Origin of the sequence: Ottowia sp. VDI28 (genome assembly GCF_049532675.1) — a bacterium.
Classification (GTDB): Bacteria; Pseudomonadota; Gammaproteobacteria; order Burkholderiales; family Burkholderiaceae_C; genus Ottowia.
Window position 1 is genome coordinate 761125 of record NZ_CP149820.1, and the last position, 16448, is coordinate 777572.

The window sequence follows — 16448 nt, forward strand, 5'->3', positions numbered from 1 at the left end:
ATTTCCTTGATGGTTTCATGCGTCAAGCATGAAGTTGCAATGGCCGAGTGCGATCGGCTTGTCAGGACTGGACTGCCAGGCCTCGATGCGCAGGTTGGCCACGCGCCGTCCCAGCTTGACCATCACGACGTTGGCATAGGTGTCGCGTGGCTGGCCGGTACGCAGGTAGTCAATGTTGAAGTCGATCGTCTTCGGCAGGGTCTTTGTGTCCGTTTTCAAAAGCAGATAGAACAAGCCAGCACATTCCAGAAAACCGCCGGTTGCGCCGCCGTGCAAGGCGGGAAGAACAGGGTTGCCGATCAGCTTTTGATCGAAAGGCAGGATGCAGGTGAACTCGTCACCCTTGATGTCGAGGCGCAGATTCAGGAAGTTGGCGTACGGAATGGATTGCACCAACGGGCCAAAATCGCTGGAGGCCCTGCAGTTTGTCAAGAGGTCGGCAAACTTCATTGGGGAATCTCCTCGTTTCGAATCACAGGGGATCCGGTAGTGAACATGTAGATGCCAACGGCGGTGGCGATCGGATCGTCCGGTGACTCGTGGTAGGCGCAGCCGCGGACGAAGGCCAGATCCGGCGTCAGCTTGTAGCAGACCGCGCCGCCCAGCACCGCTTTATCGGGGGTGGCCGGCTTGAGGTAATCAATGCGCAGGTCCAGCGTGGCCATCGGCCGTATCTGGGGTATCTTCACAAAAATTGCGAACCCGAAAGCAGCATCCAGCAAGGCAGTGATGACGCCGCCATGCAGCACCCGCGTGTTCGGGTCGCCAACCAGGCTGTCCTTGTAGTCCACCTTCAGCACACACCAGTCCGGCCGTACGGAATGCGGCAAAAGCCCGAGCTCCCGGTTGTACGGGGACACGTGCGCAAACTTCTTCCAGCGCTGGGCGAATTCCTCTTCAGGACTCATCGTTTCTGCCATCAAAAAATTCCTCTCATTCAAATTTGAACCATCGGCTGCTCTGATCGCTGGATGGGTGCCCAGCGCAGCACGCCAGCGTCTTCGCTGGACCTGACATGACCGTCACTTTCGAGCCACAGCAGATGCGCCAGCGTCTCCCCCATCGCCAGGAACCTGTGCAGAGCCTCTGACTGTTTTCCGTACCTCGCTTCGCCAAGCTCCACGGCCGTCATGCCTTCACGCAAGCCTTCCTTGAAGCGCCGTAGCGCCCGCTGGTGGTGCGCAACCAACCCATGCGCGCGCGCTACACCCGCGTGGTAAACATGGTGATGCGCCGGCAACACATGTTCGATGGGCAAGCCGGCGATCGCCCGCAAGCTGTCGATGTAGCGCGGCAGCGGATGGGGCTCGCCGTACGGCCAGACCCCGACATTGGGCGTGATGCGCTCAAGCAACTGGTCCCCGGTGAGCAGCAGCTTCAAGTCTGGCTCATAGAGGCAGATTTGCGCGATGCTGTGACCGCCCAGCACCAGCACGTCAAAACCGAAGTCGCCAATTTGCAGTCGCTGCCCGTCTTCCAGACTGGTGCTGGGCGGGGGTTCGTCGCAACCCAGGTTTTCTTGCAACACGCCGCTGACGATCTCTTCGGCCTCACTCAGTGACATGCCGTGACGCAACATGAAATCGATGCCATGGCGGCGTGATGATTCATCCAGCATGCGGGTTCCGCGTGCCACCTCGCGTTCCTCGGGACGCATCAGAATCTTCGCTCCGGTGCTCCGCACCAGCCACGCGGCCAACCCGAGGTGGTCGGGGTGGTGGTGCGAGACGATGATGCGCGTCAGGCCGCCCACCAGCGGTCCTGCCAGGGCACGCAGCCACAAGGCCCGCGCCGCTTCGCAGTCGGCGCCGGTGTCGAAGAGGCACCAGCCCTCACCGTCACGAATCAGGTAGATGTTGACGTGGTCGATGCCGTAGTCCACCGGCAGGGTGAACATCAGGATGCCGGGCAGGACTTCCTTGAGCGGCAGCTCGACCGGCAAGTCCATGGCTGGGGTGGGGGACAGGGTGCTCATGTTCACAGGCGTTTGGCAACTTCTTCGAGCATCACTTCGGTGGCACCGCCGCCGATGGCCTGGACACGGGCGTCGCGCACCATGCGCTCGATTGCGGCCTCGCGCATATAGCCGAAGCCGCCATGGAACTGCTGGCAGTCATAGACCACGTCGTTGACCAGCTCGCCGCACAGCGCCTTGACCATCGACACTTCCTTGACGCATTCGCGCCCCTGCGCGTCGAGCCAAGCGGCGTGATAGACCAATTGGCGGCCGGCCTCAACCTGCGCCGCGCGCATCGCCAGGCGCTGGCGGATCGCCTGCTTGTCCCACAGTGTGGCGCCGAAGGCCTTGCGCTCGCGCACGTAGGCCAGCGTCAGTTCGATCGCGCGTGCGGCCTCGCCCATGGTTTGCGCGCCCAGCACGATGCGCTCGTTCTGGAAGTTGCGCATGATCTGGTAGAAGCCCTTGTTCTCGCCACCCAGCAGGTTGGCCGCCGGCACCCGGCAGTTCTCAAACACCAGTTCGGCGGTGTCGCTGCTCAGCCAGCCGCTCTTTCTGAGCGCACGACCGACGCGAAAGCCCGGCGTGCCCTTCTCGACGATGAAGATCGAGATGCCGCGCGAGCCCTTGGCCGTCGGGTCGGTCTTGGCGCCAACGAAATACACGTCGCCATGCACCCCGTTGGTGATGAACATCTTGCTGCCGTTGATGACCCAGTGGTCACCGTCGCGCACCGCGCGGGTGCGAATGCCGGCCACGTCGGAGCCGGCATCGGGCTCGGTCACCGCTACGGCACAGATTTTCTCTCCGCGGATGATGGCGGGCAGGTAGCGCTCGAGTTGCTCTGGCGTGCCGAAGTTGGCCAGGTGCGGCGAGGCCATGTCGGTATGCACCATCACCGTCACCGCGAAGCCGCCGTAAGTCGAGCGGCCGAGTTCTTCAGCCAGGATCGCGCTGTACACCGTGTCGAGTTTCGAGCCCCCGTAGGGCTCGGCGTAGCGCACGCCGAGGTAGCCGAGTTCCCCCATTTGGCGCAGCACCGCGCGCGGCACCATGCCGGCGTCTTCCCAGGGCGCCGCCTGTGGCACCACCTCCTGCTCGACGAAGCGGCGCAGGTTGTCGCGGAACTGCCGGTGTTGCTCGTCGAAGTAGATCGGCTCGTTCATTTCGTTTTTCCTCAGTTGTCCTCAATGTCCATGACCACCAGCACATCGCCACCGCGCACCGCATCGCCGGTGCGGCAGCGCAGCTCGCTGACCCGGCCCGCGGCGGGCGCGCTGATCGTGTGCACCATTTTCATGGCTTCCATTTGCACCAGCGTATCGCCCGCATTCACCGTCATGCCCACGCTGGCTTGCACTAGCGTCACCAGGCCAGGCATGGGCGCGAGCAGGCGGCTGCCACCCCGCTCGTCTGCAGCCGCCGCGCCGGTGAGCGCGCGCTGCCAGCGGTCGAGCCGGCGCCAGGTGCGCGTGCGACCGGCGCCGGCCAGCCACAGACGTTCGCCCTCGCTGGCATGCCGTTCCAGTGCCACCATGAAGCGGGTCGTCACGCCCTTGTGCCGCAATTCCAGGGTGTCTCCGACCAGCGTCGCCGCAACCCTCTTTTCCAGTTCGCCGACGCGCACGCGCCAGCCTTCGCCCTCCCGCGACACGCTGACCTCGTGCACGCAGCGGTGCCCGTCTTCGAGCAGCACCCGCGTGCCGCCTGCGCCGCCGCCGGGCACGCGCCAGGCCCCGAGCGATTGCCAAGCCGAGCGCCCGACCGAGGCAGCCTGCGTGGCCAGCACGCCGTGCAGCGCTGCAGCGGCGATGGCCAGCCCGTCGTCTCCGCGCGGCTGCCAGCCTGCGGGGAAAGCACGCGCGATGTAGTGCGTACTGAGCCTTTGTGCAAAGTGGTCGTGGCTCAGCAGATCGGCCAGGAAACCGAGGTTGCTCTGCACGCCGAGCAGCACCGTGTCGTCCAGTGCGGTGGCGAGCCGTCGCGCTGCGGTCGGCCGGTCATCGGCATGGGCAATCACCTTGAGCAGCATCGAGTCGTAATAAGGGGTGACCCGGCTGCCGGTGCGCACACCGCTGTCAACCCGGACGCCCTCGCCGTGCGGCTCGCGGTAGCCGACCACGGTGCCGATCTCGGGCGCGAAATCGGCCGCTGGATTTTCCGCGCAAACGCGCACCTCGATCGCGCAGCCGCGCTGCGACAGCGCTGACTGACTGAAGCCGAGTGCTTCACCGGCGGCCACCCGCAACTGCCATTCGACCAGGTCGATGCCACAGGTCTGCTCGGTCACCGGGTGCTCGACCTGCAGCCGGGTGTTCATTTCCAGAAAGAATGTGTCACCGCTGCGGCTGTCGTGAATGAACTCGATGGTGCCTGTGCTGTCGTAGCCAATGGCACGACCCATCGTCAGCGCGTGGGCAAACAGGGCCTCGCGCACAGCCGGCGACAGGTGTGGCGCCGGCGCTTCCTCGATCACTTTCTGGTGGTTGCGCTGGATCGAACACTCGCGCTCGAACAGGTGCACCAAATGCCCGTGCTTGTCGCCCAGCAACTGCACCTCGAGGTGGCGCGGCTCGTCCAGGTAGCGCTCCAGCAGCACACGGTCATCACCGAACGACGCCTGGGCCTCGCGCCGTACGGTGTCCAGCGCGGCAGTGAATTCACCCGCGCCGCGCACCACCCGCATGCCCTTGCCGCCGCCACCGGCCGAGGCCTTGATCAGCACTGGATAGCCCACGTCACTGGCTGCGGCCTGCAAGACCGCGCTGTCCTGATCGTCCGCATGGTAGCCAGGCACCACCGGCACACCGTGTGCCATCGCGATGCGTTTGGATTCGATCTTCGAGCCCATGCGCCGGATCGCCTCGCGCGAGGGGCCGACGAAAACAATGCCCGCGGCCTCGCAGGCCTCGATCAGCGTCAGGCTTTCGGACAAAAAACCGTAGCCCGGATGAATGGCCTGCGCACCAGCGGCACGCGCCGCAGCAACAATGGCCGCGGCATCCAGGTAGCTGCGCGCGGCCTCAGGCGGACCAAGGCGCACGGCCGTGTCGCAGGCGTGCACGTGCATCGCGTCGCGGTCGGCATCAGAATACACTGCCACGGTGCGCAGCCCCATGCGGCGCGCGGTGCGTGCAATGCGGCAGGCAATCTCGCCGCGGTTGGCAATCAGCAGGGTTTCGAACACATTCATCCTTACCTCAGGCCTGCCGCCACGCAGGCAGGCGCTTGCCGAAGAAGGCGGCGATGCCTTCGCGCCCTTCTTCGGTCTCCCAAGCGTCGGCCAGCTTGTCGGCGGCGTAGATCATGTTGGTGTCCAGGTCATGCGCCTGCACGTAGGTGATCAATTTCTTGGTGGCCGCCACCGCGCCAGGCGCGCACTGCAGCAGCTCGGCAAGTTCGCGCTCGACGGCGGCGTCGAGCTGATCCGCGGCCACCACCTCGGACAGCAGGCCCAGGCGCTGCGCCTCGGCAGCCCCCATGCGACGCGCCGTCAGGAAGGTACGCCGTGCGTTGGCTTCGCCCATGCGCGCCACCACATAGGGGGCGATGTTGGCCGGCAGCAGGCCCAGGCGGACCTCGGTGAGCGAATAGACGCCGGTATCGACCGCGATGGCCATGTCGCACACCGAGATCATTCCAACACCGCCACCATAGGCAGGGCCGTTGATGCGGCCAATGACTGGCATCGGCAGGTCATTCAGTGCCCGCAACATCAGCGCCAGATCGCCGCTTTCGCTGACGCGCTCGACCCGGCTCTTCGTCATGTTGTCCTGCATCCAGCCGAGGTCGCCACCCGCGCAAAAGGTCTTGCCAGCGCCAGTGAGCACCAGCGCGCGCACACCCTCGGCGGCGCCCAGCCATTCGACCGCACGGCGCAACTCGCGGATCAGGGTGGCGTTGAGCGCGTTGTGGGTGTCGGGGCGGTTCAGCGTGAGGCGGGCCACACCGCGCGCATCGACGGCAAGTTGCAGGGTTTCGTAGGTGGGTGTGTTCATGGAACAGGTCTCTGAGTGGACGGGGTTTACATGCGATAGACCGGGGTGGCGGTGACCGGCAGCGCACGGCGCGCCGCCAGCGCCAGCGCCAGGGCGAGCACATCGCGCGAGGCCGAAGGCTCGATCAGGCCGTCGTCCCACAGCCGGGAGGTGGCGTAATAGGGGTCGCTCTGGCGCGCGTATTGCTCTCGCACCTGGCGTTCGGTCTCGGCCAGCCGGGCCTCGTCGGCCGGGCCGCGCAGGTTGGAGCGTGCCAGCTCGACCATCACATTGCTGGCGATGTCGGCGCTCATGGTCGCCACCCTGGCACTGGGCCAGGCGAACAGGAATTCGGGCTCGAAACCGCGGCCGCACATGCCGTAGTTGCCCGCGCCATAGGAGCCACCGACGACCAGCGTCAGCTTGGGCACGCGGGCGCAGGCCATGGCATAGACCATCTTGGCGCTGTGCTTGGCAATGCCCCCGCGCTCGGCCTCGGTGCCCACCATGAAGCCAGGAATGTTTTGCAAAAACAGCAGCGGCACGCCACGCTGGTTGGCCAGCTCGATGAAGTGCGCGCCCTTCAGGGCCGACTCGGCCAGCAGCGCGCCGTTGTTGGCCAGAACGGCCACGGGTTGGCCGTGGATCGCGCCGAAGCCGGTCACCAGCGTCTCGCCCCACAGCGGCTTGAACTCATGGAAGGCGCTGCCATCGAGCAGCCGCGCAATGATCTCGCGCGCGTCGTAGGGCTGCTTGGGATCCGCCGGCACGATGCCGTCGAGCTCGCCCGGAGCGTAGCGTGGCGGGCTGGGCACCAGCGGCGGTGCCAGCGCGGGCTCGGGCGGCAGACTGGCCACGATCTGGCGCAGCATCGCCAGCGCCTGGTGCTCGTCCTCGGCCAGATGGTCGCTGACGCCGGAGACGCGGCTATGCATCTCGGCGCCGCCGAGTGTTTCGCCATCGGCTACTTCGTTGATCGCGATCTTGACGATGGACGGGCCGCCGAGGTGGATGCGCGCATTGCCACGCACCATCACCACCTCGTCGGACAGCGCCGGAATGTAGGCCCCGCCCGCAGTGCAGCCGCCAAACACGGCCGAAATCTGCGGCAGACCGTCCTGCGACATGCGGCACTGGCGGTGAAAACTGTTGCCGAAGTGGTCCTTGTCAGGGAACACACGGTCCTGCTCCGGCAGGAAGGCGCCGCCACAGTCCACGAGATACAGGCAGGGGAGCCGCAGGCGCTCGGCGATCTCCTGCGCCCGGATATGTTTTTTGACGGTCTCATGGAAGAACGAGCCGCCTTTGACCGTGGCATCGTTGGCGATGAGCATGCAGGGCCGACCAGCCACCATGCCAACGCCGGTGACGATGCCCGCGCCCGGCACCTCGTTTCCATATTGGCCCCAGGCCGCAAGCGGTGAGAGTTCCAGAAAGGGGCTGCCATCATCGACGAGGAAGTCGATGCGCTCACGCACCAGCAGCTTGCCGCGCTCGCGGTGACGCCGGATGTGCGCATCGCGCCCGCCGCTCGCCACCGCGGCCAGACGCGCACGCAGCGTCTCAGCCTGTGCGCGACCCTGTCCCAGCGCCTGGACGTAGACATCGCTGCGGGTGTCGATACGGCTTTCGATCTGGGTCATTTGCATCATCTTTCCATTGTCACGAGCGAACCGCTGTGCATCACACGACCCGACAATGCCCGGCCAATGATGCGTTCGGCCAGCCGAGCCGCTTCAATCAGCCGCTCCAGGTCGATGCCGGTCTCAATCCCGAGTTCCTGGCACATGAACACCATATCCTCGGTGCAAATATTGCCCGCCGCGCCGCCCTGCTGGTGACCGGCGAACGGGCACCCGCCCAGACCGGCGACCGAACTGTCGAACAGCCGGACACCCATCTGCAGGGCCGCATAGACGTTGGCGCCCCCGACGCCGCGCGTGTCGTGCAGGTGCAGCCCGATGCGTGCATCGGGCACGATCTCGCGTACCGCCCCGATGCGACGCTTGATCTCCTCGGGATGCGCCCAGCCCATGGTATCGGCCAGGTAAACCGCAGGAAGCGACACGCCCCGGTCGGCGCAGGCATCAACCAGCCAGCGTATGTGGTCAGTGACAACCGACAGCGGCACGGCACCACCAAGATTGCAGCCAAAAGCCGTGATCACGTAGGCCTTTTCCACCGGAATGCCCAGGGCGATGTAGCGGTCCAGCCAGCCGAGCTGGCGTTCGCGCATCTCGGCCACGCTGCAGTTGTTGTTGCGCTGCGAAAACGGCTCCGTGGTGTAGAACATCAGCCTGCCGTCCAGGTCCACCTGCTCGCAGGCACGCGCACGCTCGAATCCGTTGTCGTTGAGCCAGAGCGCCGTGTAGCGGGTGCCTGGGCGCTTGACGATGGCGGCAAACAGCTCGGCGGTATCGGCCATCTGCGGCACCGCGCGCGGGCTGACAAAGGAAGCCACCTGGATTTGCTTCAAGCCCGAGGCCGCCAAAGCATCAATCAACGCGGCGCGATCGCCCAGCGGATAGGTCCGCGGCTCCATCTGGAAGCCCTCGCGCGGCCCCTCCTCATGGAACTCGACCGAGGCAGGCAAGTCACTCATCGCTGCCATCTCCTTCGATCAGACCGGACGGACTTCGGCCAGCACCTGGTGGCGCTCGACCATGTCGCCAACCCGGCAGCGCAGGCTGCTCAGGCTGCCTTCGAACGGCGCCGTGACGTGCAGCTCCATCTTCATCGATTCGAGCACGATCACGGTCTGGCCGATGGCGACCGACTCGCCAACCGCCGCCTTGACCGCGACCACCTTGCCCATCATCGGTGCGCCCAATTGCCCGCTGGAGGCGGCGTCACCGGCGGCGCCACCCAGATAGGGTTCCGCCGTGAACACGCTGCTGCCCAGCGCGCTGGATATCTCGACCTGCTGCGCATCGCCCCGGATGGTCAGCTCCAGCGCCCGCCCGCCGCACTGCAACAGGCGGCGCCCACCCGGGATCGGCGACAGCGCAGCCTGCGTCACCTCGTCGCCGATGGCCAGGGTGCAGGCGCCATCGGCGGCGCGAGCGGAAAACCGGACCGGCCACTCTGCCGCGCCCGCCTTCAACACCATGGCGGCCTGGGGCGCGGCCTGAATCGGCCCACTGCTCAGGCGCCAGCCGGTGAAACCGTCCCACAGGGTCCAGCAGCCCAGCGCGGGTGACTCCGCGCGCCGCTGCGCCAGCCAGTACAGCGCGGCCGCCGCCAGGTGCTCCACCGGTACGGCTGCGGGAGCGACCATGCCCCGCTGCGCATGACGCTCGTCAATCAGGCGGGTATGGAAACTGGCGTCGCGGGTTTCCGGCCATTCGAGCAGTTCATGCAGAAACTGCAGGTTGGTCACCAGCCCGATGACCGTGCTCTCGCGCAATCCGGCCACAAGTGCCCGACGGGCCGACTCGCGGTCGGGGCCATGAGCGATGAGCTTGGCGATCATCGAGTCGTAGTGCGGCGAAATCTCGTCCCCGCTGTCCACCCCCGACTCGATGCGCACGCCCGAGCGCGAAAAATCGACGACATCGAGCCGACCCATGGCCGGCAGGAAACCGGCGTCGGCATCTTCCGCGCACAGCCGCGCCTCGAAAGCGTGACCCCGGCACACCACATCGGTTTGCGCCAGCGGCAAGCTCCCGGTCTCGGCAATGCGCAGCTGCAACGCCACCAGATCAAGCCCGGTGACTTCTTCGGTCACCGGGTGCTCGACCTGCAAGCGTGGGTTGACTTCCAGGAAGTAGTGCGCGTCACCGGCAACCACGAACTCCACGGTACCCAGTCCACGGTAGTTCACGCCGGCGGCCAGCTTCACCGCATCGGCCAGGATGGCTTCCCGCAGACGTGGGCTGAGGCCGGCCGAGGGCGCTTCCTCGATCACTTTTTGATGGCGGCGCTGCAAAGTGCACTCGCGCTCGAACAAGTGGATGGCATGGCCCTGACCGTCACCGGCGACCTGCACTTCAAGATGGCGCACCTGCGGCAGGTAGCGTTCGACGATCAGTTCGCCATTGCCGAAGGCTTTTTCGGCTTCGCGCATGGCGCTCTCAATGCGTGCCTCCAGCCCCTCCAGCGTCTCGACCACCGCCATGCCGCGGCCGCCTCCGCCGGCCACCGCCTTGAGCAGCACAGGCAGCGTCATGCCGCGCACCAAACGCGACACCTCGACCGGGTCGGTCATGCCGCCTTCACTGCCGGGGATGACCGGCACGCCGAGCCGTGCCGCCTCGCGCTTGGCACTGGCCTTGCCGCCCACGCGTTCCATGGTGTCGGCCCGGGGGCCGATGAAGGTCAGGCCAGCCGCTTCAAGCGCGCGCACGAAGTCTGCATTCTCGGAGACGAAGCCGTAGCCCGGATGCACGGCGTCGGCGCCGACGCGCCTGGCCGCCGCGATGATGGCGTCGATGTTGAGGTAACTCTCGCTGGGCGCGGCCCCCCGATCTCGACCGATTCCCCGATCTCGCGCACATGGCGGGCAAACCGGTCAGCACTGGAATGCACCGTGGCCACGGACAGGCCGAGCTTGCGGCAAGTACGGGCAATGCGGCAGGCGATCTCGCCTCTGTTCGCAATGAGGATTTTCTTAAGCATGCCCAACGCCTCCAGAGCGGTGAAGGAAGTTGGCCATCAAGACGGTGTGGATGCGTTGCATGGTTTGCGTCCTGGTTAGAAGCGAAAAACGCCGAACGGCGTCGGTTTGGCGGCGGTGCGAGAAGCGAGGTCGAGCAACAGCCCCATGGCATCGCGCGTTTCCACCGGATCAAGAATGCCATCGACCCACAGGTTGGAAGAGAAGTTGGTGGCGGGCTGGAAGTCTTCGTAAATCTTGCGCACCGGCACCTTGAAAGCTTCTTCTTCCTCGGGCGTCCATTCGCGGCCCTCGGTCTTGTTGATCTGCTTGCGCACCAGCGCCATCACGGTGGCGGCCTGATCCGGGCCCATGATGGCCGCGCGGCCGGTCGGCCAGGCGAACATTGCGGTCGGATTGAACGGCCGGCCACACATGGCCAGGTAACCAGCGCCGTAAGAGGCACCCATGATGATGGTGTACTTGGGCACGTTGGCCGAGGCCATGGCCGTGATCATCTTGGCACCCGCCTTGGCGATGCCGGCCTGTTCGGCGGCGCGTCCGACCATGAAACCGGTCACATCCGCCATGAACAGCAGCGGGATGTCGCGCTGGCAGCACAAATCAATAAAGTGCGCCGCCTTCATCGCACTCTCTGGAAACAGCACGCCCTGGTTCGCAAGGATGCCCACCTCGTGGCCGTGAATACGGGCAAAACCGGTCAACAGGGTGTCGCCGTACATCGGCTTGAATTCCTGGAACCGGCTGTCATCGACGAAGCGCGCCAGAATCTCGCGCGTGTCGGTCGGAATCTTGGTGTCGCGGCTGATGATGCCGTAAATCTCATGCGGATCGAACCGCGGCGGCACCGAGGGCTGACGCGTCCAGCGCGGTTTGGGTTGTTCACCCAGGTCGCGCACGATCTCACGCGTGATGGCCAGCGCGTGGCGGTCATCTTCGGCGATATGGTCGGTGACGCCACTGACGCTGCAATGCATCTTGGCACCACCCAGCGACTCGGCATCCACTGTCTCGCCGGTGGCGGCAAACGTCAACTCGGGGCCACCAAGGTACATGTAGCCCTGCTCCTTGACAATCACTGCCTCGTCGCACAGAGCCGGAATGTAGGCCCCACCCGCCGTGCACGGCCCCATCACGACGGCAATCTGCTGGATACCCTCGGCCGACATGCGAACCTGGTTGTTGAAGATGCTGCCGAACTGCCCGACATCGGGAAAGATGTTGGCCATCTCCGGCAAAAACGCTCCGCCGCTATCGACCAGCGTGATGCAGGGCAGGCGGTGCTGCCAGGCAATCTGCTGCGCGCGCACGTGCTTTTTGCAGGTCATGCCGTAGTAGGTGCCGCCCTTCACGGTGGCGTCGTTGGCGATGATCATGCACGCACGGCCCTGCACCAGACCGATGCCGGTGATGATGCTGGCGCCGGGCGGCACGCCGTCGTACATACCCTCACCGGCCAGCATGCCGAGTTCCAGGAAGGGTGAGCCCGGATCGAGCAGCACTTCGACCCGATGGCGCGGCAAAATCTTGTTGCGCGCCAGGTGTTTTTCCCGCGCCTTCAAAGGGCCACCGGCCAGGGCCTGTTGGCGACGGGCCTGCAGATTCGCAATCACGGCCTCGTAGGCTTCGCGGTTGAGCCGAAATTCGTCGTCCGAAGTCGACACACGTGAGGAGAGGATGGTCATTTGCGTACTCGCACTAATTCGTCAAGGAAAGTCATCAGGACTTGAACACCGGCGTGCGGCGCGCCTCGAACGCCGCCAGACCTTCACTGACGTCGTCATCGAGCAAGGCCGCGCTGGCCAGGTCTTCCTCAAGCTGGAGACCGACCTCCGATGAACCCTCCATGCCCTGACGGGCGAGGCGCTTCATGGTGGCGATGCCGATTCGGCTGCGCGTGGCGAGTTTGGTGCAGTAGGCGAGCGCCGCTTCACCCAGTTGATCGGGTTCGACCACATAGTTGATCAGCCCCCATTGCTCGGCTGTGGCGGCATCGATCCAGCGCGCCGAAAAAACAGGTCCAGGCCGCGCCGCAGGCCGACGATGCGCGGCATGCGCTGACTGCCGCCCCAGCCGGGTATCAGGCCGAACTGAGCATGCTGGTCGCCAAAGCGCGCGTCCTTGGCAGCAAAAATGATGTCGCAAGCCAGCATCAGTTCGCTCCCGCCCGCTAGGGTCAGGCCCTGACAGGCCGCCACCACCGGCAGATCGCTGCGCTCCAGGCGCTTGAGAACCCCGTGGCCATAGGAGATGAAATGCTTCAGCTTGGCGGGATCACCGCGCAAGGACTTCACCTCGTCCAGGTCGGCGCCGGTGCAGAAATGCTTTCCCTGCGCGCGGATCAGGATGGCACGCACGCCGGATCCAGGCTGCTCGAATCCATCAAGCGCAGCCTCGATGCCCGCATGCGCGGACATCGACAGGCAATTGAATTTCTCAGGACGGGCCAACTCGATGATCCCGACCGCGCCGCTTCGGCTAACCACTACGGGAGATGCCTGATTATTAGCTTGCACTATTTGTTCTCCTTGGCGTATTGCACGGCAGCGCGGCCCACCCGCTCACGGGCGACGATCAGCTTCATGATTTGCGCCGTACCGTCGCCGATTTCCAGACCCATCACATCACGCATGCGCTGCTGGTGCGGCAGATCCATCGACCAGCCATAGTGACCAAAGGTCAGGAGGCACTGATGGATGGCATCAAACGAGGTCTTGGGGGCCATCCACTTGACCATGGCGGCCTCTGCCGTGTGCGGTTGACCCGCGTCGCGCAAGGCCAGACCGTGGTAACAAAGCTGACGGCAAGCGGAAATCAGTGTCTCGAATTCGACAATCGGAAAGCTCACGCCCTGGTACTGCGCCAGCGGTGCGCCGAAAGTCTGACGCTCCTTGACGTACTCCCAGGTTTCATCGATCGACGCCTGCGCTGCGGCAATGCATTGCAGGGCGATCAGGATGCGGCTGAAGTCGAAACCCTGCATCACCTGCGTGAAGCCCTTGCCTTCCGCCCCCAGCCGGTTCTCGACCGGCACCCGCACGTCATCGAAGAACACCGAGCCGCGGCCGATGATTTTGCTGCCGACGTCGTTGAAGCGGGTGCGCTGCACGCCTTTCTGGTTCAAATCCACCAGCAAGGCCGTGATACCGCGCGCACCATCTTCTGGCTTGCCGGTGCGCGCAAACAGCACCATGGCATCGGCCTGGTCGGCAAAGGTGATGGAGGTCTTCTCACCCGAGAGGATGTACTCGTCGCCAACGCGGCGCGCCTTGAGCTGCAGGTTGGCTGCATCCGAGCCGCCCCGCGGCTCGGTCAGACCCAGGGCGACGATGGCCTCGCCCGCCACGATCCGGCTGTTCCAGGTGCGCGCCAGCTCGGGGGCCGCATTGGCATGGATGATGGCCCCCATCAACGAGCTCAGCAACTGCATATAGCTCACGTTGAAGTCGCCATAGGCGATTTCCTCGGTAATGAGGCCTGCCGTTACGCCACTCAAGCCCAGACCACCGTACTCTTCGGACAAGTCGACACCGATCAGGCCGAGAGACCCCATTTCCCTGAACAGCGCCCGGTCAATACCCGGCTGCGACTCACGCTTTTGGTAATCGGGCCGCAGCTTCTCGCGTGCAAAGCGGCGTGCCACGTCACGCAGCGCAATTTGATCGTCATCAAAAATCATGGCTATATCTCCTGGTTGACTGCTGCCAAAACAACCGCCTGCTGCGCCTACAGCAGCCAGAAACAAAAATTGAAGAGAACCCCGAGTGCAAAACGCGGTGGTTTTTTGTTACTATAGCACCGAACAGGTGTTAGTTAGATGTACAAGGAAATCTTTTAAATGACCAACAGTCCCGCAGCCCCCTTTTCAAGACTGCTGTCTCCACTGAAGGTCGGTGCGCATTTTCTTCGCAACCGGGCGCTGATGGGTTCCATGCACACACGACTGGAGTCGCTGGACCGGCCGATAGAGCGTCTGTCCCTGTTCTATGCGGAGCGGGCGCGCGGTGGCGTCGGCCTGATCGTCACCGGCGGCTATGCGCCCTGCCAGGATGGCCTGCTGGATGAAACCGGTCCCCTGCTCGTCACGCCGGAGCAGGCCGATGCGCTCAAACCCATTCCTCAGGCGGTGCATGCCGAGGGCGGCAAGATCATTCTGCAAATCCTGCATACCGGGCGCTACGCCAAGGTCGCACGGCCGGTCGGTGCCTCCGACATTCCGTCCCCGATCAATCCGCGCGGGCCCCGCGCCTTGAGCACGACCGAAGTCTGGCAGACCATCGCCGACTTCGTGCGCTGCGCCGAACTCGCCCAGCGCGCCGGCTTTGACGGCGTCGAGATCATGGGCTCGGAAGGCTACCTGCTCAACCAGTTCACCGTCACGCGCACCAACAATCGCAGCGACGAATTCGGCGGCAGCATGGAAAACCGCCACCGCCTGCCGGTGGAAATCGTGCGTCGCGTACGCGAGCGGGTAGGTCCGCAGTTTTTGCTGATGTACCGTGTGTCGGCACTGGATCTGGTCGAAGGCGGCGCCCCGGTGGACGAAATCGCCAAACTCTCCCAGGCAGTACAGGCCGCCGGCGCCGACATCCTCAACACTGGCATCGGCTGGCACGAAGCACGCATACCCACCATTGCCTACGTGGTGCCACGTGCTGCCTGGCGCTTCGCGGCGGCCCGGATCAAAAAGGCCGTCTCGATACCGGTCATCACCTCCAACCGCATCAACACACCTGCGCTGGCTGAAGAGATTCTTGCCAGCGGCGACGCCGACATGGTCTCGATGGCGCGCCCATTCCTGGCTGACGCCGCCTTCGTTGCCAAGGCGGCGCAGGGTCGCGCCGAAGAGATCAACACCTGTATCGCCTGCAACCAAGCCTGCCTAGACTACATCTTCTCCGACCGGCCCGCCACCTGCCTGGTCAATCCCCGCGCTGGCCGTGAACTCGAATTCTCGCGGCTGCCGCCACGGGCGGCGCAACGCAAGGTGGCGGTAGTCGGCGCCGGCGCGGCCGGGCTAGCCTGCGCGCTGAGCACAGCCGTTCGCGGTCACGCGGTCACCCTGTTTGAGGCCGCGCCAGAGATCGGTGGCCAGTTGAACCTGGCTCGGGCCGTGCCGGGCAAACAGGAGTTCAATGAACTGTTGCGCTACTTTCAGCAGGGTGTGGCGCGGCATGGCGTCACGCTAAAGCTTGGCTGCCGGGCTGAGGCCCAAGCGCTCGCCAAGGGCCAATACGACCGCATCGTGATCGCCACCGGCGTGCGCCCGCGCCTGCCGCAGATCCCGGGTATCGAGCATCCGAAAGTCGTGAGTTATGCCGACCTGCTGTCGGGTCGGGCGCAGGCAGGTCGCCGGGTCGCGGTGGTCGGCGCCGGGGGAATCGGTTTCGATGTGGCTGCGTTCCTGCTGCACGAAGAACAGGCCGGGGACGCCAGTACGCCGCAGGCAGTCGACCGGTTTTACGCTGAATGGGGTGTCGACACCTCACCCTCAGCCGCAGGTGGCCTGAAACCGATGCGGCCCGTGACATCGCCACGCGAGGTCACCCTGTTGCAGCGCAAACCGGAAAAACCCGGACGCAACCTGGGCATGACCACTGGCTGGGCACTCAAGGCCGAACTGGCTCGACGCAACCTGCGCATGCTGTCGGGCTGTAGCTATGAGCGTATCGACGACGCCGGACTGCATCTGAGCATCGGGGGGCAGCCACAAACGCTCAATGTGGACACCATCGTGATTTGCGCCGGCCAGGACAGCGAGAACGCGCTGGCCACCGAATTGCGCGCGCTCGGCCTTGCGCCCGAGATCATCGGCGGTGCGGCGGTTGCCGCCGAACTGGACGCCTTGCGCGCCATTGACCAGGGCACACGCCTCGGGCTGGCCATCTGAACTCACCCA

The 16448-nt window shown here is 64.9% G+C and carries 14 protein-coding genes and 1 pseudogene; 1 reads left to right on the forward strand and 14 read right to left on the reverse strand.

Features of this window, described 5'->3' with window-relative positions:
- Nucleotides 1-15: 15 nt before the first annotated feature.
- From WJU18_RS03495 to WJU18_RS03560, 14 genes and pseudogenes are all read right to left on the reverse strand, one after another.
- Entirely contained in the window at nt 16-450 is a 435-nt protein-coding gene (locus WJU18_RS03495; RefSeq protein ID WP_423458787.1) for a PaaI family thioesterase, read from the reverse strand.
- Entirely contained in the window at nt 447-920 is a 474-nt protein-coding gene (locus WJU18_RS03500) for a PaaI family thioesterase (protein WP_423458788.1), read from the reverse strand. Before WJU18_RS03500 ends, WJU18_RS03495 begins: the two co-directional genes overlap by 4 nt.
- A gap of 17 nt (nt 921-937) precedes the next feature.
- Nucleotides 938-1975, reverse strand: a complete 1038-nt coding sequence (locus tag WJU18_RS03505; protein ID WP_423458789.1) for an MBL fold metallo-hydrolase — start codon at nt 1973-1975, stop codon at nt 938-940.
- A 2-nt stretch (nt 1976-1977) separates the two neighbouring features.
- On the reverse strand, nt 1978-3123 hold the full coding sequence (locus tag WJU18_RS03510; protein WP_423458790.1) for an acyl-CoA dehydrogenase family protein: 1146 nt from the start codon (nt 3121-3123) through the stop codon (nt 1978-1980).
- Nucleotides 3124-3134: 11 nt separating this feature from the next.
- On the reverse strand, nt 3135-5144 hold the full coding sequence (locus tag WJU18_RS03515; protein ID WP_423460926.1) for an acetyl/propionyl/methylcrotonyl-CoA carboxylase subunit alpha: 2010 nt from the start codon (nt 5142-5144) through the stop codon (nt 3135-3137).
- Between the two features lie 13 nt (nt 5145-5157).
- Nucleotides 5158-5955: a crotonase/enoyl-CoA hydratase family protein gene (locus tag WJU18_RS03520; protein WP_423458791.1), complete on the reverse strand. Its 798-nt coding sequence runs from the start codon at nt 5953-5955 to the stop codon at nt 5158-5160.
- Nucleotides 5956-5981: 26 nt separating this feature from the next.
- Nucleotides 5982-7577: an acyl-CoA carboxylase subunit beta gene (locus WJU18_RS03525; protein WP_423458792.1), complete on the reverse strand. Its 1596-nt coding sequence runs from the start codon at nt 7575-7577 to the stop codon at nt 5982-5984.
- A gap of 5 nt (nt 7578-7582) precedes the next feature.
- Complete coding sequence (locus WJU18_RS03530) at nt 7583-8536, reverse strand: hydroxymethylglutaryl-CoA lyase (protein WP_423458793.1); 954 nt, start codon at nt 8534-8536, stop codon at nt 7583-7585.
- Nucleotides 8537-8554: 18 nt separating this feature from the next.
- Nucleotides 8555-10225, reverse strand: a complete 1671-nt coding sequence (locus WJU18_RS03535; RefSeq protein ID WP_423460927.1) for a biotin/lipoyl-containing protein — start codon at nt 10223-10225, stop codon at nt 8555-8557.
- Between the two features lie 57 nt (nt 10226-10282).
- A pseudogene (locus WJU18_RS03540) lies at nt 10283-10551 on the reverse strand (biotin carboxylase N-terminal domain-containing protein); the annotation flags it as partial.
- A gap of 75 nt (nt 10552-10626) precedes the next feature.
- A complete protein-coding gene (locus WJU18_RS03545) occupies nt 10627-12234 on the reverse strand; it encodes a carboxyl transferase domain-containing protein (protein WP_423458794.1) in 1608 nt (535 codons plus the stop codon).
- Between the two features lie 34 nt (nt 12235-12268).
- A complete protein-coding gene (locus WJU18_RS03550) occupies nt 12269-12505 on the reverse strand; it encodes an enoyl-CoA hydratase/isomerase family protein (protein WP_423458795.1) in 237 nt (78 codons plus the stop codon).
- Nucleotides 12506-12513: 8 nt separating this feature from the next.
- Nucleotides 12514-13065: an enoyl-CoA hydratase/isomerase family protein gene (locus tag WJU18_RS03555; RefSeq protein ID WP_423458796.1), complete on the reverse strand. Its 552-nt coding sequence runs from the start codon at nt 13063-13065 to the stop codon at nt 12514-12516.
- Nucleotides 13065-14228, reverse strand: a complete 1164-nt coding sequence (locus WJU18_RS03560) for an acyl-CoA dehydrogenase family protein (RefSeq protein ID WP_423458797.1) — start codon at nt 14226-14228, stop codon at nt 13065-13067. The genes WJU18_RS03555 and WJU18_RS03560 overlap by 1 nt, the downstream gene beginning before the upstream one ends.
- Nucleotides 14229-14387: 159 nt before the next feature.
- On the opposite strand from WJU18_RS03560, the gene WJU18_RS03565 reads away from it, so the two are divergent.
- Nucleotides 14388-16439: an FAD-dependent oxidoreductase gene (locus WJU18_RS03565; protein ID WP_423458798.1), complete on the forward strand. Its 2052-nt coding sequence runs from the start codon at nt 14388-14390 to the stop codon at nt 16437-16439.
- Nucleotides 16440-16448: the final 9 nt, after the last annotated feature.

Excerpts from the sequence above, each read along its gene's own strand:
- WJU18_RS03495 (WP_423458787.1), bottom strand. The coding sequence starts at position 450 with ATGAAGTTTGCCGACCTCTTGACAAACTGCAGGGCCTCCAGCGATTTT.
- WJU18_RS03500 (WP_423458788.1), bottom strand. The coding sequence starts at position 920 with ATGGCAGAAACGATGAGTCCTGAAGAGGAATTCGCCCAGCGCTGGAAG.
- WJU18_RS03505 (WP_423458789.1), bottom strand. The coding sequence starts at position 1,975 with ATGAGCACCCTGTCCCCCACCCCAGCCATGGACTTGCCGGTCGAGCTG.
- WJU18_RS03510 (WP_423458790.1), bottom strand. The coding sequence starts at position 3,123 with ATGAACGAGCCGATCTACTTCGACGAGCAACACCGGCAGTTCCGCGAC.
- WJU18_RS03520 (WP_423458791.1), bottom strand. The coding sequence starts at position 5,955 with ATGAACACACCCACCTACGAAACCCTGCAACTTGCCGTCGATGCGCGC.
- WJU18_RS03525 (WP_423458792.1), bottom strand. The coding sequence starts at position 7,577 with ATGACCCAGATCGAAAGCCGTATCGACACCCGCAGCGATGTCTACGTC.
- WJU18_RS03530 (WP_423458793.1), bottom strand. The coding sequence starts at position 8,536 with ATGAGTGACTTGCCTGCCTCGGTCGAGTTCCATGAGGAGGGGCCGCGC.
- WJU18_RS03535 (WP_423460927.1), bottom strand. The coding sequence starts at position 10,225 with ATGGAACGCGTGGGCGGCAAGGCCAGTGCCAAGCGCGAGGCGGCACGG.
- WJU18_RS03545 (WP_423458794.1), bottom strand. The coding sequence starts at position 12,234 with ATGACCATCCTCTCCTCACGTGTGTCGACTTCGGACGACGAATTTCGG.
- WJU18_RS03560 (WP_423458797.1), bottom strand. The coding sequence starts at position 14,228 with ATGATTTTTGATGACGATCAAATTGCGCTGCGTGACGTGGCACGCCGC.
- WJU18_RS03565 (WP_423458798.1), top strand. The coding sequence starts at position 14,388 with ATGACCAACAGTCCCGCAGCCCCCTTTTCAAGACTGCTGTCTCCACTG.